Genomic DNA, 21,548 nt, shown 5'->3' with positions numbered 1-21,548 from the left:
GAGGGTTCAGCCGTGGGCCGCCAATGCCGCCAGCAGCAACAGCGCGACGATGTTGGTGATCTTGATCATCGGGTTCACGGCGGGGCCGGCCGTGTCTTTGTAGGGATCGCCCACCGTGTCGCCGGTCACGGCCGCCTTGTGCGCGTCCGATCCCTTGCCGCCATAATTGCCATCCTCGATATATTTCTTGGCATTGTCCCACGCGCCGCCGCCCGACGTCATCGAGATGGCGACGAACAGCCCGGAGACGATCACGCCCAGCAGCAGCGCGCCCAAAGCCGCGAAGCCGTTGGCGGGCCCCGCGACGAGGCGGATCACGAAATAGACGATGACCGGCGCCAGCACCGGCAGCAGGCTGGGCACGATCATCTCGCGGATCGCCGCCTTGGTCACCAGATCGACGGTGCGGGCATAGTTCGGGCGGCTGGTGCCCGCCATGATGCCGGGGTTGGCGCGGAACTGGTCGCGCACATCCTCCACCACCGCGCCCGCCGCCCGGCCCACCGCGGTCATCCCGAACGCGCCGAACACGAAGGGCAGCAAGGCGCCCAGCAGCAGCCCGACGATCACGTACGGATTGGACAGCGAGAAATCGACCGCGAGGCCGGGGAAATACTCCTTCAGATCGGCCGTATAGGCGCCGAACAGGACGAGCGCCGCCAGCGCCGCCGATCCGATCGCATAGCCTTTGGTGACGGCCTTGGTGGTGTTGCCCACCGCATCCAGCGCGTCGGTCTTCTCGCGCACGCTGTCTTCAAGGCCCGCCATTTCGGCGATGCCGCCGGCATTGTCGGTGACGGGGCCGTAGGCATCCAGCGCCACGACCATGCCCGCCAGCGCCAGCATTGAGGTGGCGGCGAAGGCGATGCCGATCACGCCGGCCAGCTGATAGGCCGCCACCACCGCCACCACGATCACGATCGTCGGCAGGGCGGTCGATTCCAGGCTGATGGCGAGGCCCTGGATCACGTTGGTGCCGTGGCCGGTCACGCTGGCCTTCGCGATCGACTTCACCGGGCGATAATTGGTGCCCGTATAATATTCGGTGATCCAGACCAGCGCGCCCGTGACGGCGAGGCCGATCATCATGCACCAGAACAGGCTCATGCCGGTGAAGCCGGTCTGCGCGGCGACGGCGGCGGGCGTGCCCGGTCCGGTCGCTTCCAGCGGTCCGCCGATCGGGGCGTTGAGATCGCCCAGGGCATAATGGCTGGCCGCATAGATGGCGGGCACGGCGAGGATCGCCGAGGTCCAGAAGCCCTTGTAGAGCGCGCCCATGATCGTGCCCGATCCCAGCCGCACCATATAGGTGCCGATGATCGAGGTGATGATGCACACGCCGCCGACCAGCAGAGGCAGGCTCATCAGCGCCAGCGCTTCCGGTCCTTTCACGAACAGGGCGATCGACACCATCGTGACGCCGAGGGTCACGACATAGGTTTCGAACAGATCGGCCGCCATGCCGGCGCAGTCGCCGACATTGTCGCCCACATTGTCCGCGATGACGGCGGGATTGCGGGGATCGTCCTCGGGGATGCCGGCCTCCACCTTGCCGACCAGATCGGCGCCGACATCGGCCGCCTTGGTGAAGATGCCGCCGCCCAAGCGCGCGAAGATCGAAATGAGCGACGCGCCGAAGGAGAGCGCCACCAGCCCGTTGATCACGATGCGGTCGGTCGGCGCATGGCCGCCGGGACCGATCAGCGCCCAGAAGAAGACGGAGATGGCGAGCAGGCCGAGCCCGGCCACCAGCATTCCCGTGATCGCGCCGGAGCGGAAGGCGGTGGTGAGCCCCGCCTGCAGGCTGCCGCGTGCGGCTTCCGCTGTGCGGACATTGGCCTTCACCGAGATGTTCATGCCGACGAAGCCGGTCGCACCCGACAGCACGGCGCCGATCAGGAAGCCCACCGCCGAAATCGGCCCGAGCAGCAGGAAGACGAGGATCACCATCACGACGCCGACGATCGCGATGGTGGTATATTGGCGGGCGAGATAGGCGCGGGCGCCTTCCTGCACGGCGGCGGCGATATCCTGCATCCGGGCGTTGCCGGCGGGCAGCTTCAGTACCTGACCGCTCGTGACGAGGCCGTACAGTACGGCCAGAACGCCACACGCGATCGCAAGCTGGACTATAGCCATGCGATGTCCTCTTCTCCTGCGGAAGCGCGCTTCGTGGCGGCTTCTCAAGCGGGAAGTATGAACAGCGATTCAGGTAAGGGCAAGCGCGCGCAAAGGCGGCCGGTCGCGCGATCCGGTTTCGCCCGCGTCGCGATCGGATCGCGACGCAGGCGAGAGAGCGATCAGGTGAACGCGATCGATCGGCGACGGCGGCGCATCGCGGCGCCCGTCAGGCCGAAGCCGGCGATCATCATCGCCCAGGTGGAGGATTCCGGCACGGGGGCGGCGGTGTCCAGCGTCAGATTGTCGAACTGGATGAAGCCGCTGGTGTTGGTGGTCGGCACCCAGCTGAACGAGACGAGCGGGGCGAGATCGAAGGTCAGCGTGTTGACCGTCAGCCACTGGCCCGCATCGACATTGATCGTATAATTCTGCGTCAGGTTTGAGCCGTCCGCGAAGTTGAACGTGAACACCACGGTGTTGGTGCGGTAGGGCGAGACGCCGAAACCGTCGCCATAGTTGTTCGCCATATCAACCGACTTGAGCAGGAAGGCGCTGCCGTCATCCTTGGTGACGGTGGTGCGGGCGCCGCCATGATAGTTGGTCAGCGCCGCGCCGACGCGGTCGAGGCTGGTCAGCGAGGTGCCGGTCGTGACGAAGCAGGTGTTCTGCGGGGTCGAGCAGCTGTTGGAGGTCAGCGTATAGCCCTGCTCGCGATAGGGGCCGCTGACATAGCCGGTGTCGCCATCGCGGCCGCGCACGGAATCGAAGTTGAGGATGGTCGCGGCCTCGGCGGAGGCGGTGAGCGAGAAAGCGAGACCGGCAGCGAGCAGGGCAAAGCGCACGTTGGTAAACCTTCCGTTAATGAAACCGGCGCTGCCCCTATCCGCGGATCAGCGACGTTTTCATGGCAGTTTTGCTGGAAAGCATGTCCCGCTGAGCCTGGTGGACCGAGGGGTTATCCGTGATGCTCGTAACCCAGCCTCTCAGGCCGCTCGATCGGGCCGAGCGCGTCGATCAACACGAAGCCCTCTTCTGCCTGGAAGCGGCCGATAGCGGTGATGGGCAGGCCATCCGGCAATGCGATCTCCAGCCCCTCGGGCGCTGCGAAGAGAAGTTCGTAATCATCGCCGGCGCTGGCCGCCGCGATCCGCCCGGCCTGATCGCCGCCACAGCCTTCTGCCAGCGGCACCGCATCAAGATCGATCGTCAGGCCGATGCCGCTGGCCTGCGCCATCCGGAGCGCGTCGATCAGCAACCCGTCCGATACGTCCATCATCGCATGGACGTGCGGCGCGAGCGCCTGTCCCGCCGCGAGCCGGGGGACGGGGCGGCGATAGGCCGCGAGCGCGCTTTCGGGCCCGTCGCGCTCTCGCCGTGCGACCGCGAGGCCCAGCCCGGCCGCGCCGATCGCGCCCGTCACGTACAGCACGTCGTCCACCCGCGCGCCCATGCGGGAGGGCGCGCCGGTGGCGGGGGCGGCGCCGATCGCCGTCAGCCCCATCATCCGCGCGCTGCCCGCCGCCCCCGCCACCGTGTCGCCACCGAGCAGCGGCACGTCATAGCGATCGAGCACGTCGCGCAGGCCCGCCACGAAGCGCAGATCCCACGCCTCGCCGCCCAGCGGATAGCCGAGCAGCACGCCCAGCGGCCGCGCGCCCTTGGCGGCGAGATCGGACAGGTTCGCCGCGACCAGCTTCCACGCCACATCCTCGGGCGGATCGTCCGGCAGATAATGGACGCCCTCCACGATCATGTCGTGCGTGAGGACGATCGCCTCGCCGCCGATCGACAGCACGGCGGCATCGTCCACCAGCGCGCGCGCGGCCGGATCGCGCGCGATTCCGCGCAGCGCGGCGATGAAGGCGCTTTCCCCCGACATGCGTGTCAGCGACAGGGGCCGGCGGCGGCGAGCTGGCCGCGCAGCTGATCGGTCGCCAGCTTCACCCGGATCGCGCCGAAGCGGCGGCCCATCGCCACCGAGGCGCCGCGCGGATCGCCGGAGACGCCGTTCGCGTCGATCGGGCCGTTACCGTCGTCGGTGAGCGTGCCGGGCGCGAGCAGGGTGGGGCGGACGAGATTGGGATCGGCCGCCATCGCCTCCGCCGTATCCCACAGGCCGCCATGGCCGCCGGGCACCTTGCCCGATGCCTTGATCTCCGCCTCGATCTGGGTGCGTGCCTTGGTATAGGCATCCTCCACGAAGAAGACGCGCGCATTCTTCGGCCGATATTCCTTGTCCAGCCGATCCACCATGTCGCGTAGCTGGGGCATGCCGTCGCCATGATCGGTGAGGATCGCGACGCGCTGGAAGCCGCCGCCGATCAGGCTGCGGATCACATCCTCGTTCACCGCCACCCAGGTTTCAGGGCGCAGGCTGATCGTGCCGGCGAAGGCCATGCGCGCGGCATCGTTGGGCGAGAAGGGCATCACCGGCAGCAGGATTGCATCGCCGATCGCCTGCGCCAGCTGCGCGCCATATTGATAGATGCGCAGATTATGCTTGCCGAGCGCGAGATGCGGCCCGCTTTCCTCGACCCCGCCATTGTAGAGGAGGGCGACGGGGCAGCCCGTCTGCAATCGCTCCTTCAGCTCCACCGTGGTCAGCTGCTCCAGCGCGGCGGGCTTGGGGGCGCTGTCCGCCGCCGTCGTCGCAAGGCCCGCGGCCATCATCGCCGCCATCGCACCCGTCCACCGCATCGCCTTATCCTTTTCTGTTCTTGGTCGCGGGAATTTAGGCCCGGCCGATCCGGGGCGCAAATTCCGGCGGCACCATCGTGGTTTCAAGCGTTTAGCCAGCATGGCAACAGGGGCAGAGCATCGCGGCGGGGGCGCCGATCCGCATGGGCGTCGCGCCTTTTCGCCGATCGCGCTGCCGTTGCGCGCGTGGCGCGAGATCATCGGCCGGGTGTGGGTCAAGACCGGCACCGACAATATCGGGCTGCTGGCGGCGGGCGTCGCTTTCTACGCCTTCCTCTCGATCGTGCCTCTGCTGGGCGCGCTGGTGATGACCTACGGGCTGATCGCGGATCCGGCGACGATCGCGGGCCATATGCGCGCGATCATCAGCGTGGTGCCGAAGGATGCGGCCGCGCTAATCCTCGACCAGCTGGTGGGCCTCGTCACCACCGCCGCGAGCAAGAAGGGCGTCGGCCTGCTCGTGGCCCTGGTGATCGCGCTTTATGGCGCGACGCGCGCTTCGGGCGCGATCATGACGGCGTTAAACGTCGTCTATGAGGAGCCCGAGCGGCGCGGAATCATCAAGACGACTTTCATCTCGTTCGTGCTGATCGTCGGTGCGGTGCTGGTGGGGATCGTCGGGCTGCTGGCCGCCTCCGCGCTCGCTCTGGTCGGGCGCTTCGTCGACGGACTGGGATCCGGCGTGGCGATCGGCATCAACGCGACCACCTGGGCGGTGGCGGCCTCGCTCGCCTCGATCGGAATCGGCGCCACCTATCGCTTCGGCCCCTCGCGCCACGATGCGCGCTGGCAATGGCTGTCGGCAGGGTCGGCGCTGGCGACCTTCCTGTGGCTGATCGCGACGGTGGGGTTCGGTGCCTACGCCTCCACGCTCGGCAATTATAACGCCACCTATGGGTCGCTCGGCGCCGTCGTGGTGCTGCTGATGTGGCTGTGGGTGTCGGCCTATGCGATCCTGCTGGGCGCGGTGATCAATGCCGAAGCCGAGCGGCAGACCGCGCGGGACACGACCACCGGGCCGGAAAAGCCGCTAGGCCAGCGGGGCGCGAGCGTGGCGGATCAGGTCGCGCCGCCGGGCTGAGTGGGCCTCGCAGGAATATCCGTCATTGCTTCGCTGCGTTCGCAATGACGAAGGGATTGGCGTTCGCTGGAGTCCCGAGCGCTCAATAAGACCGGATCGCGGCGACGAACGCATCGCCATAGCGGTCCAGCTTGGCCGCGCCGACGCCGCCGATGCGACCCAAAGCCGCGAGCGACTTGGGGCGCTCGGACGCCATCTCGCGCAGCACGGAATCATGAAAGACCACATAGGGCGGCACGCCCTGCTCCTTGGCGAGATCGCGGCGCACCTCGCGCAGTTTCTCGAACAGGGGATCGTGCGGGAAATCCTGCGCGGTGCCGCGCGAGCGGCGCTCGGCGCGCTTGGGCGGCAGCACGATCGCGACCGGCTCCTCGCCCTTCAGGATCGGGCGCGCGCCGGGGCCGAAGGAGAGGCCGCCGAAATCGTCGGCGCGCAGCGCATCGCGCGCCATCAGCGCGCGGGCGACCGGCTTCACCAGCCGCAATTCCTCCGCTGTGGCGATACCGAAGACGGAGAGGCTGTGGTGGCCCGCGCCGAGAATCTTGTCGGTCTGCTTGCCGGCCAGCACGTCCGTGAGATGGCCGATGCCATAGCGCATCTCGGTGCGGAAGGCGGCGGAGAGCAGTTTGCGCGCGATCTCGGTCGCCTCCACCGTCGCGGGCGGATTGAGGCAATTGTCGCAATTGCCGCAGGTGAACGGCGGATCCTCGCCGAAATGGCGCAGCAGCACGGCGCGACGGCAGCCGCTCGTTTCCACCAAAGACGCGAGCGCGTTGAGGCGCGCGCGCTCGCCGCCGCGGCGGCTCTCCTCCATCTCGGTCTCGATCCGGCGGCGGGCGCGGGCGAAATCGTCGGCACCCCAGAAGAGGTGGGCGATGGCCGGATCGCCGTCGCGGCCGGCGCGGCCCGTCTCCTGATAATAAGCCTCGATCGATTTGGGCAGGCCGGCATGCGCGACGAAGCGGACGTCCGGCTTGTCGATGCCCATGCCGAACGCGATCGTGGCGACCATCACCATGTCTTCGGACTGGACGAACGCCTTGGCGGAGGCAGCGCGCGCGGCGGGATCGAGCCCGGCATGATAGGCCCGCGTCGGGCGGCCGGTGTCGCGCAGCGTGGCGGCGAGGCGCTCGGTCTCGGCGCGGCTCTGGGCATAGACGATGCCGCAGCCCTCGGTTTCGGCGATCAACTGGGAGAGCTGCCTGGGCAGGCCTTCGCGTGCCGAGATGCGATACTGGATGTTCGGCCGATCGAAGCCGGCGAGGATCAGCCCCTCTTCGGGAATGCCGAGCTGGGCGAGGATGTCCGCGCGGGTGCGGATGTCGGCGGTGGCGGTCAGCGCGAGCCGGGGGACATCCGGGAAGGCGTCGAGCAGCCCGCGCAGCTGGCGATAATCGGGGCGGAAATCATGGCCCCATTCGGACACGCAATGCGCCTCGTCGATCGCGACCAGCGACAGCCGCACGCTGGAGGCGAGGCGCTGGAAGCCCTCGGTATTGGCGCGCTCGGGCGCGACATAGAGCAAATCGAGATCGCCATCGTGCAGGCGGCGGATCGTCTCGTCGCGATTGTCGTCGGCCGAGGTGAGCGCGGCGGCGCGGATTCCCGCCGCCTCGGCCGAGCGCACCTGATCGTGCATCAGCGCGATCAGGGGCGAGATGACGAGGCCCACGCCCGGCCGGCACAGCGCCGGGATCTGATAGGTGAGCGACTTGCCCGCGCCCGTCGGCATCACGGCGAGCGTGCGCTCGCCCGCCATGACGCGATCGATCACCTCGCTCTGGCGGCCCCGGAAGCTCTTGTAGCCGAAGGTGGTGCCGAGCGCTTCGAGCGGCGTCATGCGCTCGTCTCACCCGTTTGCGCTGAGCTTGTCGAAGGGCTGCCCGTCCTTCTTTCCCGGACGAGAAAAGAAGGGCGGGGCTTCGACAGGCTCAGCCCGAACGGAACTTGAGTATGGATCATTCCGGCGAGAGGCCTCGGCTCTTGAGGAAGGGCGCCAGCTCCGGATCGTGGCCGGTCATGTTCCGGAACATCACGCCATAATCCTGCGTGCGGCCCTTCGACAGGATCAGGTCGCGGAAGCGCTGGCCGTTGGCGCGGGTCATGCCGCCATTGGCCTTGAACCAGGCGTAGACATTTTCCTCGATCATGTCGGTCCAGATGTACGCATAATAGCCGGCCGAATAGCCCGAGCCCCAGATGTGGTTGAAATAGCTGGTGCGATAGCGCGGCGGCACATGCGCGGTGTCCAGCCCGATCGAACCGAGCACCTGCGTCTCGAAGGCATCGACATCGCCGAAGGTCGCGCTGGCCGGCAGCGAGTGCCAGGCCATGTCGAGCTGGGCCGAGGCGAGCAGTTCGCCGAAGGTCTGCGCCTGATTGAAGGTTTCGGCCTTCTTGATCTTCGCGATCAGATCGGCCGGCATCGGCGCGCCCGTCTGATAATGGACGGCATAATGGGCGAGCACCTTGGGCTCCAGCGCCCAATGCTCGTTGAACTGCGACGGGAACTCGACGAAGTCGCGCGCCACCGCCGTGCCGGAGATGGACGGATAGGTCTGGCTGGCGAACAGGCCGTGCAGCCCGTGGCCGAATTCATGGAACATGGTCCGCACGTCCTCGAACGTGACGAGCGGCGGCTGGCCCTGGGCGGGCTTCGTGAAATTGGCGACATTGTAGATCACCGGCTTCGTGCCGAAGAGCTTGGACTGCCGCACGAAATTGGACATCCAGGCGCCGCCTGCCTTGTTGTCGCGCTTCCAGTAATCGAAATAAGCGAGGCCCAGCGGCTTGCCGTTGTCGAACACCTCATAGACGCGCATGTCGGGATCGTAGGTCGGCAGATCGGTGCGGCGCTTGAAGGTGAGGCCGTACATTTCGCCGGCGGCGTAGAACACGCCGTCCTCCAGCACCTTCCAGATGTTTAGATAGGGCTTGGTGTTGTTCTCATCGAGATCATACTTCGCCTTGCGGACCTTCTCGGCATACAGATCCCAGTCCCACGGGCTGAGCTGGAAGCCGGCCTTGTCCTTGTCGATCGCGGCCTGCAGCTCGGCCACTTCGGCTTTCTGCGCGGCTGCGGTGGGGGCATCGAGGCCGTTCAGGAAGTCGCGGGCGGTCTGCGAGGTCTTCGCCATATTGTCGGTGAGCTGGTAGTCCGCCCAGCTCTTGAAGCCGAGCAACGCCGCCTTCTTCGCGCGCAGCGCGGCGATCTCGAGGATCGTCGCGCGGGTGTCGTTGGCGTCGCCCTGCTCGGCGCGGGTCCAGCTCTTGTCGAACAAGGCCTGGCGCGTGGCGCGGACGGTGATCGAGGCGAGGCCGGGCTGCATCGTCGTATTCTGCATCGGCAGCAGATAGCGACCGGGCTGGCCGCGATCCTTGGCGTCTTGCGCGGCGGCGGCGATGCCCGCTTCGCCCAGACCCGCGAGGGCATCCGGCGTGTCGACCGTCAGAGCGCCCGCCTTGGTGGCGGCGAGCAGTTTCTGGCGGAAGGTGATGCCGAGCGAGGAGAGCTGGCTGTTATAGCCCTTCAGCGTCGCCTGATCGGCGGGCGAAAGCTGCGCGCCGGCGCGGACGAAGCGCGTCCAGTAGGTGTCGAGCAGAGCGGCCTGCTCGGTATCCAGCTTCAGCGTATCGGCGTGATCGTGCAGCGCCTTCACGCGCGCGAACAGCCTGGGATCGAGATAGATGGCGTCGTCGGCGGCGGAGAGCTTGGGCGCCATGTCCTTCTGCACGGCCTGCAGCGTGGGATTGGTGTTGGCCTGCGTCAGCGCACCGAACACCATATCGACGCGGGCGAGTTCCTGGCCGGCCTTCTCCAGCGCGACGAGCGTATTGTCGAAGGTGGGGGCGGCGGGATTGCCCGCGATCTTCGCGATCTCGGCCTGCTTGGCGGCGATGCCGGCGGCGAAGGCGGGCGCGAAATCGCTATCCTGGATATGGGCGAAATCCGGCGCCTGATAGGGCAGGGTGCTGGTCTTCGCGAAGGGATTGGCGGTGGGCTGGGCGAGGGCGCCGGTCGCGGCGAAAGCGCTGGTGGCGAGCAGGAGCGTGCGGAGCATGGAGTTCCCTGAAAGCGGGGCCGCGTCGGCGCGGCGGATGCTTCCCGTCTAGACCATTGCCATCTGACTCGTCACCCCGGCGCGCTGTGAACTCGCGACCGTCGATACCAGACCCCTTCGGCCTCCAATGCATCATCGTGGCCGTGGTGGAGGCGTCCAGCCGCAAATAAAGGTAATATAATATATCCGAAGCGGATGATTGTCGTGTTTTAATATTTGCTGACAAAGTGTATTATTTGCACATACCTCAGAATGAAATCTGAATTCATAATAACATCATTATTTGGATCATGTTATTTATAGGGGGGGTGCAATGAAGAGACTGGTCATTTGTATGGCAGCGATCGTTTCTTTCCCCGCTCAAGCGGCGGTCGTTGATTTTTCCGATAATTTCGACGCCGGCTCGTCGCCTCTTTGGAGCAATCTAAGGGGAAATTGGACGACAAGCGCAGGATCGTATCTGGCGGCCATTCCCAACAACCATCCGCTCACGGCAACTCTCCTGCCGTTCGAAATGACCGATTACAAGATTACCGTGGACGCTCTGGCCGTAGGCGACAGCGGTATATGGCTCCGGTCCGATCTCAACGCGCAGAACGGCATACTGCTGGTTCTGGGCGGGATGGGGTATGGTCAGGGCCTGCGCGGAGGGGACTCAGGGAATTCTGTCTATTTTCATGTCGTAAGCAATGGCGCGACGTCGCCCGCTTACGGCTTCGTCCGGCGTATTCTGTCGCCGGGAAGCAATTACCAGATCGGGGTCGACGTAACCGGCAATACCTATTCCGTCTCAGTCAACGGGACATTGGTCACGTCCTTCGTCAACGATCAGTTTGCGAGCGGTTATGTGGGGCTTAACGACAATCAGCCCAACCGTACCACCGGCTCGGGATCGGGCGCGCCGACATCTTACGACAACTTCCGGCTGCAGGGTTCCGATACATCTCCGCCCGCGCCGTCGCCGGTGCCCAGATCGTCAATCTGGTCGATGCTGATCGCGGGCTTCGGGCTGGTCGGTGCATCCATGCGGAAGAGGCGGATCATGATCGCTGCGGATCACTCCGCCGCGAGCGCTTCCTCGTCCTCGGCCTGCTGGCGCGCCCACATCTCGGCATAGAGGCCGTCGCGGGCGAGCAGGGCCGCGTGGGTGCCGCGCTCGACGATGCGGCCGGCCTCCATCACCACGATCTCGTCGGCATGGACGATGGTGGAGAGGCGGTGGGCGATGATGATCGTCGTGCGCCGCTCGGCCACGCGCGTCAGCGTTTCCTGGATCTCGGCCTCGGTGCGGCTGTCGAGCGCGCTGGTCGCCTCGTCGAGGATCAGCAATTGCGGATCCTTGAGCAGGGTGCGCGCGATCGCCACGCGCTGCTTCTCGCCGCCGGACAGCTTCAGGCCGCGCTCGCCAACGGGCGTATCGTAGCCCTGAGGCAGGGACAGGACGAAATCGTGGATCGCGGCGCCCTTGGCGGCGGCCTCCACCTCGGCCTGCGTCGCGCCGTCGCGGCCATAAGCGATATTGTAGCCGATCGTGTCGTTGAACAGCACCGTATCCTGCGGGACGATGCCGATCGCGCGGCGCAGCGACGCCTGCGTCACGGCGCGCAGATCCTGCCCGTCGATCGTGATGCGCCCGCCGGTGACGTCGTAGAAGCGGAACAGCAGGCGCGCGAGCGTGGACTTGCCAGCACCCGACGAGCCCACCACCGCGAGCGTGCCGCCCGCCGGCACCGTCAGGTCCACGCCCTTCAGGATGGCGCGATCGGGATCGTAGGCGAAGCGCACATCCTCGAAGCGCACGGCGCCGCCGGCCGGGATCAGCGCGGTCGCGTCGGGCGCGTCCTTCACCTCCTCGTTCGTGTCGATCAGGCCGAACATCGCCTCCATGTCGATCAGGCCCTGCCGGATCTCGCGATAGACCATGCCGAGGAAGTCGAGCGGGCGGAAAAGCTGCGAGAGCAACGTGTTGACCAGCACCACATCGCCCACCGAGAACAGGCCCTTGCTCCAGCCCCACACGCTATAGGCCATGGCGGCGGCCATCATCAGGTTCGTGATGAAGGACTGGCCGATGTTCATCCAGGCGAGGCTGACCTCGACGGTGGCGGTGGTATCGACCAGCTTGCGGACGCTGGCGCCGTAGCGGCGGCGCTCCACCTCCTCGGCGTTGAAATATTTGACCGTTTCGTAGTTCAGCAGGCTGTCGACCGCCTTCTGCGTCGCCTCGCTGTCATTCTTCGCCCATTCGCGGCGCAAAGTCGTGCGCCACTCGGTCATGCGCTGCGTGAACAGCACATAGGCCGCGATCATCACGATCGTGCCCGCCACCAGCTGCCAGCCGAATTTGGCGAGGAAAATCACGCAGACCGCCGACAGCTCCAGGATGGTCGGCGCGATATTGAACAGGATGAAGTAGAGCATCGTATCGATGCTCTTGGTGCCGCGCTCGATCACCTTGGTGACGGCGCCGGTACGGCGCTCAAGATGGAAGCGCAGCGACAGGCGGTGGAGATGGCCGAACACCTCCAGCGAGAGGCGGTGCGCGGCCTCCTGCCCGACGCGCTCGAAAATGGCGTTGCGCAGATTGTCGAACAAGACGCCGCCGAAGCGCGCGCCGGCATAAGCCACGACCAGCGCCATCGCGAGCGCGACGCCGGGCTCCATGCCGGGCGCCATCCGATCGATCGCGCCCTTGTAGGCGAAGGGCATCAGCAGCGTGACGCCCTTGGAGATCAGGACGAACAGCATCGCGATCGACACGCGCGCGCGCAGAGCAGGGCGGTCCGCCGGCCAGAGATAAGGCAGGAAGCGACGGAGCGCGGCGAAACCGTCGATCGGCTTGGCGGTGGGTTCGGTGGAGGCGGGCGGCATGACCGCGCCAAGATAGGGAGCGTGACGGACTATGTCAGCGGTTCGCCGCTATCGCCTCACATCCGCTTGTTTTCATCCCGTTTGTTTCGAGCGGAGATCGAGCTTATCGAGATCGAAGTCGAGAAAGCGCGGCCAGCTGGCCGAGTTCTCGACGGTCGCTTCTCGACCATGCTCGAAGCGGCTCGAACCGAACCGACTGGGGCGTCAGCCGCCGACGCGGGTGGTGAGCAGGCGGGCGAGGGTGGCCTTGAAGCGGGCGAGCTGGGCGCCGGCGAGCTGGGCCGCCTGGGCGAGCTTCATCCCGGCGGGATTCACCGCGCGGCCATTCTGGAACATCTCGAAATGGAGATGCGGGCCGGTGGACAGGCCGGTGGAGCCGACATAGCCGATCAGCTGGCCGGCATGGACCTTCTGGCCGACCTTGGCGACGATGCGGCTCATATGGGCATAGCCGGTCTGCAGATTGCCGGGATGCTGGAGCTGCACGTAATTGCCGTGGCCGCCATGCCAGCCGGCGAAGCGGACGGTGCCGTCCGTGGCGGCGATGATCGGCGATCCCATCGGCGCGCCATAATCGACGCCCTGATGCATGCGGCTATAGCCGAGGATCGGGTGGAAGCGCGCGCCGAACGAAGAGGTGAGGTGGCCGTGGACGGGCATCGTCATGCCGCCCTTCTTCTCCGCGCCCACGCCGGCCGCGTCAAACCACTGTTCCTTGCCGTCCTTGTCCCACTTCAGCAGGCGCAGCACCTTCTTGCCCTGATCGAGGCCGCCATAGAGCAGGCTGCCCGTCTCGGTCTCGCCGGTGGCGGCGCGGCGATGCTCGACGATCAGATCGAAGCGGTCGTTCGATCGCACGCCGGAGATCGGCATATATTGGGCGACCGCCTTCAGATAGGCTTCGATCGCCTTGGGCGGAGCGCCGGCCGAGCGCGCGGCCGCAAATAGCCCCGAGCCGACGCGGCCCTGGATGCGGAGCGGCGTCTCGTCGACGGCGATCGGCTTCTTCAGCAGCTGCAGCTGGCCGCCGTTGCGGTTCACCTCCAGCGCGAGTTCGAACTTGGCGCGGAAGGCGAGGCGATCGAGCGGGCGCGCCACCTTGCGATTGGGGCGGCGGCCGAGCGTCATCTCCAGCTTGGTGCCGGGCTTGATGTCGCCCAGCGAAACGGCATTCGACACCAGATCGGCGGTGCGCTTCGCATCCTCTTCGCCCACGCCGGCGCGGGTCAGCACGCGGGCGAAGCCGTCGCCGCGGCCGAGCGTGGTGGTGATGTCGATCTCCGGCCGTTCGGGCGTCTCGGCCAGTTCCTCGACCAGTGCGGTGGGCGCGGTGACGCGGCCGGTATCGGCGCCGTATGCCGAGGGCGCGATCGCCTGGGTCCGCATCTCCTGCTGCTGCGCGTCGCCCAGCGCCGGTGCGGTCTGGCCGACGAGTGGGCGATAGGACGGGGCGAGCGCGAAAGCGGAGGCGCACAGCGCGGTGCAGGTGGCGAGGCCGCGCCACCATTCGCCGCTGCCGATGCGCGCGCCGAGATCGACGACCAGATCCAGATCGCGCGTGCGATCGAGGCCGCGGCGGAGCAACGATGCATCGAAGCGGGCATAAGCGCGGCTCCGCAGCGCGACGGTGCCAGCACCCCCGCCTGCAAGCTCTCCGCTATCCTGCCGGTACATCAGCCCCAGTCCATCCCTGTACGGTTCCGCCTGTGCCAGCGGAGGCCGGCGGCATGACTGTGAATCAGGAAGGTTAAAGTCAAACTAATTCACCGATTTACAGGCCGAAGCTGCGACGAGATGAATCTTTCCGGCGACGAATCGTGCAACGCGCGCCAGTTTACGAAACGGCGACGGCGGCGCTTGCTTTTGGTATCGGATCGGCCATCTTGCTGTTCGAGATGACGCGCTTTACCGATCAGCCGCTCGTGGCGGTGCTCGGGCCGACGAACACCGGCAAGACCCATCTGGCGGTCGAACGGATGTGTGCGCATTCGTCCGGGCTGATCGGCTTCCCCCTGCGGCTGCTAGCGCGCGAGGTCTATGACCGGGTCGTCGCGATCAAGGGCGAGGCTTCGGTGGCGCTGATCACGGGCGAGGAGAAGATCGTCCCCCCGCAGGCGCGCTGGTTCCTGACGACCGCCGAATCGATGCCGGTCTCAGGCGGGCGCGAGGGCGGATTCGAGCGGGATTTCGCGTTCGTCGGGCTGGACGAGGCGCAGCTGGCGGCGGATCGTGAGCGTGGCCACATCTTCACCGATCGGTTGCTGCGCGCGCGCGGCCGCGAGGAGACGATGCTGCTGGGGTCCGAGGCGCTGCGGCCGATGCTGCGCGCGCTGGCGCCCAAGGCCGAGATCATCACGCGGCCGCGTTTCTCGACGCTCACTTATGCGGGCACGACCAAGCTGTCGCGCCTGCCCAAGCGCTCGGTGGTCGTCGCCTTCTCGGCCGAGGAGGTTTACGCCGTGGCCGAGATGCTGCGGCGCCTGCGCGGCGGGGCGGCGGTGGTGATGGGCGCGCTCTCCCCCCGCACGCGCAACGCGCAGGTAGCGATGTTCCAGGCGGGCGAGGTGGATTATCTCGTCGCCACCGATGCGATCGGCATGGGCCTGAACATGGACGTGGCGCATGTCGCCTTCGCCTCGCTGCGCAAGTTCGACGGGCGCAAGGTGCGGCGTCTGACCGTCTCGGAAATGGCGCAGATCGCCGGGCGCGCCGGGCGCCACCAGCGCGACGGCACGTTCGGCACGCTCTCATTCGAGGGCGGCTCCGCGCAGTTCGAGGATGAGGAGGTGATGGCGATCGAGGAGCATCGCATGCCCCCGCTCGACCATCTCTACTGGCGCGAGGGCGCGCCGAGCCTTGCCGGAATCGACGATCTGATCCGCGATCTGGAGCGGCGCCCGGATCATCCGGTGCTGCGCCCCGCGCCCGAGGCGATCGACCTCGCCGTGCTGAAACGGCTGGCGGAAGAGCCGTGGGTGCGCGAGCGGGCGGCGGGATCGAAGATGGTCGCGCGCCTGTGGGATGCGTGCGGCCTGCCCGATTTCCGCAAGACCGGCGCCGAGCCGCATTCGCGCCTCGTCGCGCGCATCTTCCGCCATCGCAGCGAGGGCGACGGCACGCTGCCGGTGCAATGGTTCGCGGACGAATTGGTGCGGCTGGAAAGCGTGAGCGGGGATGTGGAGACGCTCTCGGATCGGCTCGCGGGCGTGCGGACCTGGGCCTATATCGCGCACCGGAGCGACTGGCTGGCTGAGCCCGCCAAATGGGTCGAGCGGACGCGCGCGATCGAGGAGCGCCTGTCCGACGCGCTCCACCAGAAGCTGACGCAGCGTTTCGTCGATCGGCGCACCGCCGTGCTGATGCGCGATCTGGGTGCGCGCGGGGCGGACATCTTGCCGATGAAGGTGGCGGAGGACGGCACCGTCACCGTGGACGGCGAGGCGATCGGCGCGCTGATCGGCTTCCGCTTCAAGGCCGATCCGCAGGCGCGCCATGGCGACATGAAACGGCTGATGGCGGCGGCCGAACGTCGGCTGGGCGAGGAACTGGCGCGGCGCGCGCGGGCGCTGGCGGCGGACGAGGATGCGGCGTTCAGCCTCGCGACCGATCCGGGGCGGCCGGTCGCGCTCTTCTGGCAGGGCGATGTCGTGGCGCGGCTGACCAAGGGCAAGGATCTGCTCCACCCCCGGATCGAGCTGCACCGCGCGCTGGAAAGCCTGCCCAAGGCCGAGCGGGCGGCGGTAGTCGAACGGCTGGCGCGCTGGCTGGAGAGCGGGATCGCGCGGCATCTGGCGCCGCTCGTCGCGCTGACGACGGCGGCGCGGGATCGCGAGCAGCCGGCGGCGGTGCGCGCGCTGCTGGCGCCGCTGGCGGAGGCGGCGGGCGTGCTGGCGCGGCGTGGGATGGAGCCGGTGCTGGAAGCGCTCGACAAGACGCTGCGGCCAATCGTGGCGCGGCTGGGCGTGCGGATCGGCACGCTCGACATCTTCGTGCCGGCACTCATCAAGCCGGAGCCCTCGCGCTGGCGGATCGCGCTGTTTGCCGCGCAGGAGGGGGCGACCATGCCGTCGGTTCCACCGATCGGCGCGGTTTCGGTGGATACGCCGAACGAGGCCGCGCTGGCGGCGGCCTTCGTCATGGCCGGCTTCCGGCCGCTCGGCGCGCAGATGCTGCGCGTGGATCAAGTGGAGCGGCTGGCGCGCAACGCGCATGAGGCGCGCCCGGACGGCAAAGGCGGGCGGCGCCCGTTCGCGCCCGATCCCGGTCTGCCGGTGAGCCTCGGCCTGGGATCGGCCAGCTTCCAGCAGTTGATGCTCGCGCTCGGCTTCCGGCGGGCGGAGGAAGGCTGGCTGTGGCGGGGCAAGCCCGCTCCGCAAAAGGTCAAGGCGCAGGCGGCGCGCCCGCGCCCCGGCAATGCCTTCGGCGCGCTCGCGGGGCTGCGGCTTTGATCGCGGCTTGCTCCGTGCTGCTGCGAACGCAGGAGCCCAGAGCGTCAGGCACGGCGATCGCGACCCTGGGCGCCTGCGTTCGTAGGCGCACGCGGTGCAGCGAATAGCCGGTCGTGCGGCTCGACAAATATCTCTGGTTCGTGCGCCTGGTGAAGACGCGGGCGCTGGCGCAGGCGTTGATCGAGCAGGGGCATTTGCGGATCGACGGGCGTCCGGTCGATCGCAGCCACGCTACCGTGAAGCCCGGCATGGTGCTGGGCTTTCCGCTCCACGATCGGGTGCGCGTGCTGCGGATCGAGCTGCTGCCGATGCGGCGCGGGCCGGCTGCGGAGGCGCAGGCCTGCTACACCGATCTGGATCCGTTGCCGCCCGATGAACACCGGCGTGAACAGCCGGACGCGTCATCTAGTTGACTTGGAGGGGTGCTGCGCCATATGCGCGCCACCGTTCCCGGGAGCTTAGAATGACCTACGTCGTCACCGACGCCTGCATCCGTTGCAAATATATGGACTGCGTCGAGGTGTGTCCCGTCGACTGCTTCTACGAGGGCGACAATATGCTCGTCATCAATCCCTCGGAATGCATCGACTGCGGTGTGTGCGAGCCGGAATGCCCGGCCGAGGCGATCCTGCCCGATACCGAGAACGGCCTCGAAAAGTGGCTGGAACTCAACACGACCTTCTCCGCCCAGTGGCCGAACATCACGCGCAAGCGCGAGGCGCCGGCCGATGCGGACGAGTGGAAGGACGTGAAGAACAAGCTGGACGAGCATTTCTCGCCGGAGCCCGGCCAGGGCGACTGACGCGCGGCCTCGAAATGCGCGGAAGAGCGCATTTCGAGGCCGCGATCCGCCGATAGGCGGATCCCAAACAAACTTTGAGCATCGTCGAGCTTGCCTTGATGCTGCTCAAAGAATGGTCGGAAACAGATCCGAAACGATCGGCTTTGGCGGCCGCTTTGCCATGCCCTGCGTGCAAAGCTGGCAATCCTGCTGGATTTACGCTATAAGCACCGTCCGAAGGCGGTGTTTTTTCCGTTCATCGTCGATCACGAGTCGTTAACAGGTCGCTAACCCCGTTCCGCTGTTTCGCGTCCAGGCGCCCTGCCCGGATGCCGCGGAAGCGGCGGACCGTTCAGAAAGGTCTTCCTACATGGCAGCAAAGGCGCTGAGCTTCGTCGTCGGCGATTACGTCGTTTACCCCAAGCATGGTGTAGGCCGCGTCGTCGAACTGCAGAGCCAGGAAATCGCCGGTGCCAAGCTGGAGCTCTATGTGCTCCGCTTCGAGAAGGAGCGGATGACGCTCCGCGTGCCGACCAACAAGGCCGAGAGCGTGGGCATGCGCAAGCTCTCGTCCAACGCGCAGATGACGGACGCGCTCACCACGCTGAAGGGCAAGCCCAAGGTGAAGCGCACCATGTGGTCGCGTCGCGCGCAGGAATATGAAGCCAAGATCAATTCGGGCGATCTCGTGTCGATCGCCGAGGTGGTCCGCGATCTGTTCCGCGCCGACGATCAGCCCGAGCAGAGCTATTCCGAGCGCCAGATCTTCGAGGCGGCGTGCAGCCGTCTCGCCCGCGAACTGGCGGCGATGGAGCAGGTCGACGAGCCGACGGCGCAGGTGAAGATCCTGGACATCCTCCGCGCGGCGGCGGCGATCCACAACAAGTAAGATCCGGCGGCTTCGGCCGCAGGATGGAAGAGGGCGCGGCGCTCCGGCTCCGCGCCCTTTTTCGTGCCCAACGACCGGCCGCGAAGCGGCAATCTTTCCTTTTTTCTCTCTGCGTCTCCGCGTCTCTGCGTGAAAAAGAAAATGGGTTCACGCAGAGGCGCAGAGACGCGGAGGAAGAAGAGTGATGATGGGCCCTTCGGGCCGTCAGGCTTTCGCAGGCGGCTCGAACAGGCTGGCGATCGTCGCGACCGAGGCGTCTGCCGCAGCGCGATCGGGGCTTTCGTTGGCGTCGTTATAGCCGAACGAATCGTCGGCCCCCACCGCCTGGACGACGATGCCGTCCTTGCGCGCCAGCACGCTGATGTCGCGATAGAACAGGCCGTAGCGCAGGCCCGCCTGCGGAATCAGCCAGGCGATCTGGCCGCGCACCGGCACGATGCTCTCGTCCCGCATCAGCGCGCGCGCACCATAGCCGGTGCAATTGACGATCACCTTCTCGCGGATCTTCGCGAAATCGGAGGGCTCGTGCAATTCCATCGGCACGAAGCGCCCGCCCGCCAGCTGGAAATCCGTCTCCAGCGTGTGGGCGAAATCGGCGACGTTGAACATCAGCGAGGTGGTCTTGCGCGCGAAGGGGACGCGGAACGGATGCGTGCCGGGTGCCAGCGGATGCGTCCTCGGCACCAGATCGCGCAGCCGCTCCTGATATTCGGCGAAGTGCAGCCCGGTTTCGACATGCGGACGGTTGCCGGCCGCAGGCGGCTCCGTGTCGAACAGATTGTAGCGATCGGTCCAGTCGACCGGATCGCCGGGCAGGCCGAGATAGCTCTGGTGCCGCGCGAACGAGGCGCGCGCCATCCGCTCCCACCGATCGGCGAAGTCAGGCGCGACTTTGTCCGCCATCGCCACGCGCGAATCGGGCGACCAGGTGCCCGTGGCGCGCGCGGAGCGAACGTCGGGAAAGCGCGCGGCGGAATAGATCGTCACCTTGGCGCCCGCGCGCTGCAGCGTGATCGCGCTCGTCAGGCCGATCGCGCCCGCGCCGACCACCGCAATCTCCTTCGGCGAATCCTGCAGCGCCAGCGCGAGCATATCGAGCGCGGACCCCCAGGAGAGCGACCAGCCGCTGCCGCCATGGCCATAATGATGGACGATGCGCTTGCCGGCGATCCGCTCCACCTCCAGCCGGGGGCCGACGGCGCGGAACGGGCGCAGGCAGACGGTGGTGCGGAAGATGCGATCCGGGCTGGCGGCCAGCGGCAGAATCGGCTCGGTGCCGAACGGCGCGGGCGCGATTCCCTGCGCCAGCAGGCGTTCCGGCCGCGCGGCGAGGCCGGCCATCCCGAGTGCGGCCGCATTTCCGATAAACGAACGACGATCCATTCCGCGCTTCTCCCCCAAAAAACGGCGCCCTCTCCCCGTTTCGACAAGAGCATATTGCGGCTGCGAACCCAAGCGGGCATCGCTTGCGTGAGCGATATGGTTCTGTATTATGAACCTAACACAGTGGAGATCGAGATGCGGATTGCGAATCTTGCTGCGCTTTTGCTCGTCGGTGTCAGCGCGCCGGCCTTCGCTGCCACACGCACCTTTCCGGTCGGCGGCTTTGAAAGGGTGCGCAGCAACGTGCCGTTCGACGTGGTCGTCCGGACGGGCGCGCCGCTCGGCGTGCATGCCGTGGGCAAGGACGAGGTCCTCGCCCGGCTGCGTGTGTTTGTCCGCAACGGCGAACTCGTGATCGATGCCGACAAGGGCCGCTGGTATCAGAATATCACGATCCACAAGGAGGATCGCGTGACGATCAACGTCACCGCGCCGCGCCTGAACGGTGTATCGCTGGCCGGGCCGGGCGACATGACCGTGAACGCGCTGCGTGCGCCGATCGCCAACGTAGCGCTTTCCGGGCCGGGCAATATTTCCATCGGATCGATCGAGGCGAGCCGTGCGGACGTGGCCGTCAGCGGGCCGGGCGACTTGCGGCTGTCGGGCAAGACCGGCGCCGCGAGGATCGTCGGCAGCGGGCCGGGGCAGGTGCACGGCGAGGGCTGGACCGTGAACGATGCCACCGTCGTCGTAACCGGACCCGGTGATGTCGCGCTGACCGCGCTGCGGACGGCCAACGTCACGCTCACAGGGCCCGGCGATGTCCGCATCGGCGGCCGTCCACGCTGCCAGGTCGTCAAGCGCGGCCCCGGCAGCGTGCGCTGCGGCGGCTGAGACTGAAACGCGGCTCGTCCGTGCAGGCGTTCACGCGCATGCGGGGCGGCGTTCAAGAGGTGCCGGGGCGTCCGCCTGAGAGCGTGCGCGCATAGGCCTCCACATGCGGGCCGATGCAGGCCTCCATCTGCGACCGGGTCGTCACGGTCTTCGCGCAGGCCAGGAGCGCGTCGCACATCAGCGTGTCGAAAGCCGGGTCGCCGCTGCGGCGCTTGAAGAGGCAGGTGGTCGCGCCGGTTTTCCGGTCGGTTTTCGTCGCCAGCTTCAGCCGTCGCATCCGCTCGCCGAGGACGACGATCTCGTCCGCAGCAGGCGATGTCGGCGCGTAGGTCGGCGGAGGGGCCAGCATCAGGGCGGCGAACAGGAAGATCGCAGGCATTCG

The 21,548-nt window shown here is 67.1% G+C and carries 17 protein-coding genes; 7 read left to right on the top strand and 10 right to left on the bottom strand.

Translation table 11 applies throughout. The annotated features are described in order from the left end of the window. Window positions 1–6: 6 nt before the first annotated feature. From HL653_RS03810 to HL653_RS03795, 4 genes are all read right to left on the bottom strand, one after another. Window positions 7–2,139 (bottom strand): sodium-translocating pyrophosphatase, encoded by a 2,133-nt coding sequence (locus HL653_RS03810; RefSeq protein ID WP_171743332.1) that lies wholly within the window; start codon window positions 2,137–2,139, stop codon window positions 7–9. 161 nt (window positions 2,140–2,300) lie between these two features. Continuing rightward, window positions 2,301–2,963 carry a PEPxxWA-CTERM sorting domain-containing protein gene (locus HL653_RS24095; RefSeq protein ID WP_253717505.1) on the bottom strand — a complete coding sequence of 221 codons (663 nt, stop codon included), beginning with the start codon at window positions 2,961–2,963 and terminating at the stop codon, window positions 2,301–2,303. A 113-nt stretch (window positions 2,964–3,076) separates the two neighbouring features. Beyond that, window positions 3,077–4,000: a thiamine-phosphate kinase gene (gene thiL / locus HL653_RS03800; RefSeq protein ID WP_171743331.1), complete on the bottom strand. Its 924-nt coding sequence runs from the start codon at window positions 3,998–4,000 to the stop codon at window positions 3,077–3,079. 5 nt (window positions 4,001–4,005) lie between these two features. After that, window positions 4,006–4,818 carry a creatininase family protein gene (locus HL653_RS03795; protein ID WP_171743330.1) on the bottom strand — a complete coding sequence of 271 codons (813 nt, stop codon included), beginning with the start codon at window positions 4,816–4,818 and terminating at the stop codon, window positions 4,006–4,008. Window positions 4,819–4,918: 100 nt separating this feature from the next. Between HL653_RS03795 and HL653_RS03790 the strand changes: the two genes are divergently transcribed. Next, window positions 4,919–5,899: a YihY/virulence factor BrkB family protein gene (locus tag HL653_RS03790; RefSeq protein WP_171743329.1), complete on the top strand. Its 981-nt coding sequence runs from the start codon at window positions 4,919–4,921 to the stop codon at window positions 5,897–5,899. 82 nt (window positions 5,900–5,981) lie between these two features. On the opposite strand, the gene recQ is transcribed toward HL653_RS03790, so the two are convergent. Then, on the bottom strand, window positions 5,982–7,739 hold the full coding sequence (gene recQ / locus HL653_RS03785; RefSeq protein ID WP_171743328.1) for a DNA helicase RecQ: 1,758 nt from the start codon (window positions 7,737–7,739) through the stop codon (window positions 5,982–5,984). A 118-nt stretch (window positions 7,740–7,857) separates the two neighbouring features. After that, complete coding sequence (locus HL653_RS03780) at window positions 7,858–9,960, bottom strand: M3 family metallopeptidase (RefSeq protein WP_171743327.1); 2,103 nt, start codon at window positions 9,958–9,960, stop codon at window positions 7,858–7,860. A 313-nt stretch (window positions 9,961–10,273) separates the two neighbouring features. Here HL653_RS03780 and HL653_RS03775 point away from each other — a divergent pair, with 313 nt between their 5' ends. Beyond that, window positions 10,274–11,077, top strand: a complete 804-nt coding sequence (locus HL653_RS03775) for a hypothetical protein (RefSeq protein ID WP_171743326.1) — start codon at window positions 10,274–10,276, stop codon at window positions 11,075–11,077. On the opposite strand, the gene HL653_RS03770 is transcribed toward HL653_RS03775, so the two are convergent. Continuing rightward, the gene (locus HL653_RS03770; protein ID WP_171743325.1) at window positions 11,017–12,831 is read right to left on the bottom strand and encodes an ABC transporter ATP-binding protein/permease; all 1,815 of its coding nucleotides are present in this window, start codon (window positions 12,829–12,831) and stop codon (window positions 11,017–11,019) included. The genes HL653_RS03775 and HL653_RS03770 overlap by 61 nt on opposite strands. A 204-nt stretch (window positions 12,832–13,035) precedes the next feature. Continuing rightward, window positions 13,036–14,505 carry a M23 family metallopeptidase gene (locus HL653_RS03765; protein ID WP_171743324.1) on the bottom strand — a complete coding sequence of 490 codons (1,470 nt, stop codon included), beginning with the start codon at window positions 14,503–14,505 and terminating at the stop codon, window positions 13,036–13,038. Between the two features lie 221 nt (window positions 14,506–14,726). On the opposite strand from HL653_RS03765, the gene HL653_RS03760 reads away from it, so the two are divergent. The 4 genes from HL653_RS03760 (at window position 14,727) to HL653_RS03745 (ending at window position 18,949) form a co-directional block, all read left to right on the top strand. Further along, window positions 14,727–17,279: a helicase-related protein gene (locus HL653_RS03760; RefSeq protein WP_171746761.1), complete on the top strand. Its 2,553-nt coding sequence runs from the start codon at window positions 14,727–14,729 to the stop codon at window positions 17,277–17,279. A 113-nt stretch (window positions 17,280–17,392) separates the two neighbouring features. Next, entirely contained in the window at window positions 17,393–17,692 is a 300-nt protein-coding gene (locus tag HL653_RS03755; protein WP_171743323.1) for an RNA-binding S4 domain-containing protein, read from the top strand. Between the two features lie 50 nt (window positions 17,693–17,742). After that, window positions 17,743–18,081: a ferredoxin FdxA gene (gene fdxA, locus HL653_RS03750; protein WP_171743322.1), complete on the top strand. Its 339-nt coding sequence runs from the start codon at window positions 17,743–17,745 to the stop codon at window positions 18,079–18,081. 349 nt (window positions 18,082–18,430) lie between these two features. Next, the gene (locus tag HL653_RS03745; protein ID WP_171743321.1) at window positions 18,431–18,949 is read left to right on the top strand and encodes a CarD family transcriptional regulator; all 519 of its coding nucleotides are present in this window, start codon (window positions 18,431–18,433) and stop codon (window positions 18,947–18,949) included. Window positions 18,950–19,153: 204 nt separating this feature from the next. Here the strand turns inward: HL653_RS03745 and HL653_RS03740 are convergent, their stop codons facing one another. After that, complete coding sequence (locus HL653_RS03740) at window positions 19,154–20,332, bottom strand: FAD-dependent oxidoreductase (protein ID WP_171743320.1); 1,179 nt, start codon at window positions 20,330–20,332, stop codon at window positions 19,154–19,156. A gap of 135 nt (window positions 20,333–20,467) precedes the next feature. Between HL653_RS03740 and HL653_RS03735 the strand changes: the two genes are divergently transcribed. Continuing rightward, window positions 20,468–21,166 carry a head GIN domain-containing protein gene (locus HL653_RS03735; RefSeq protein ID WP_171743319.1) on the top strand — a complete coding sequence of 233 codons (699 nt, stop codon included), beginning with the start codon at window positions 20,468–20,470 and terminating at the stop codon, window positions 21,164–21,166. 52 nt (window positions 21,167–21,218) lie between these two features. Here HL653_RS03735 and HL653_RS03730 read toward each other — a convergent pair whose 3' ends face one another. Further along, window positions 21,219–21,545: a hypothetical protein gene (locus HL653_RS03730; RefSeq protein WP_253717503.1), complete on the bottom strand. Its 327-nt coding sequence runs from the start codon at window positions 21,543–21,545 to the stop codon at window positions 21,219–21,221. Window positions 21,546–21,548: the final 3 nt, after the last annotated feature.

Origin of the sequence: Sphingomonas sp. AP4-R1, from assembly GCF_013113735.1 — a bacterium.
Taxonomy (GTDB): Bacteria; Pseudomonadota; Alphaproteobacteria; order Sphingomonadales; family Sphingomonadaceae; genus Sphingomonas_I.
Note: the sequence above shows the minus strand (reverse complement) of the source record. Positions and strands in the feature narration are given on the sequence as shown.

Coding starts and splice junctions, on each gene's coding strand:
- HL653_RS03765 (WP_171743324.1), bottom strand. CDS start 14,505: ATGTACCGGCAGGATAGCGGAGAGCTTGCAGGCGGGGGTGCTGGCACC.
- fdxA (WP_171743322.1), top strand. CDS start 17,743: ATGACCTACGTCGTCACCGACGCCTGCATCCGTTGCAAATATATGGAC.
- HL653_RS03810 (WP_171743332.1), bottom strand. CDS start 2,139: ATGGCTATAGTCCAGCTTGCGATCGCGTGTGGCGTTCTGGCCGTACTG.
- HL653_RS03730 (WP_253717503.1), bottom strand. CDS start 21,545: ATGCCTGCGATCTTCCTGTTCGCCGCCCTGATGCTGGCCCCTCCGCCG.
- HL653_RS03780 (WP_171743327.1), bottom strand. CDS start 9,960: ATGCTCCGCACGCTCCTGCTCGCCACCAGCGCTTTCGCCGCGACCGGC.
- HL653_RS03775 (WP_171743326.1), top strand. CDS start 10,274: ATGAAGAGACTGGTCATTTGTATGGCAGCGATCGTTTCTTTCCCCGCT.
- recQ (WP_171743328.1), bottom strand. CDS start 7,739: ATGACGCCGCTCGAAGCGCTCGGCACCACCTTCGGCTACAAGAGCTTC.
- HL653_RS03790 (WP_171743329.1), top strand. CDS start 4,919: ATGGCAACAGGGGCAGAGCATCGCGGCGGGGGCGCCGATCCGCATGGG.
- HL653_RS03745 (WP_171743321.1), top strand. CDS start 18,431: ATGGCAGCAAAGGCGCTGAGCTTCGTCGTCGGCGATTACGTCGTTTAC.
- HL653_RS03735 (WP_171743319.1), top strand. CDS start 20,468: ATGCGGATTGCGAATCTTGCTGCGCTTTTGCTCGTCGGTGTCAGCGCG.
- HL653_RS03770 (WP_171743325.1), bottom strand. CDS start 12,831: ATGCCGCCCGCCTCCACCGAACCCACCGCCAAGCCGATCGACGGTTTC.
- HL653_RS03795 (WP_171743330.1), bottom strand. CDS start 4,818: ATGCGGTGGACGGGTGCGATGGCGGCGATGATGGCCGCGGGCCTTGCG.
- HL653_RS03740 (WP_171743320.1), bottom strand. CDS start 20,332: ATGGATCGTCGTTCGTTTATCGGAAATGCGGCCGCACTCGGGATGGCC.
- HL653_RS03760 (WP_171746761.1), top strand. CDS start 14,727: ATGACGCGCTTTACCGATCAGCCGCTCGTGGCGGTGCTCGGGCCGACG.
- thiL (WP_171743331.1), bottom strand. CDS start 4,000: ATGTCGGGGGAAAGCGCCTTCATCGCCGCGCTGCGCGGAATCGCGCGC.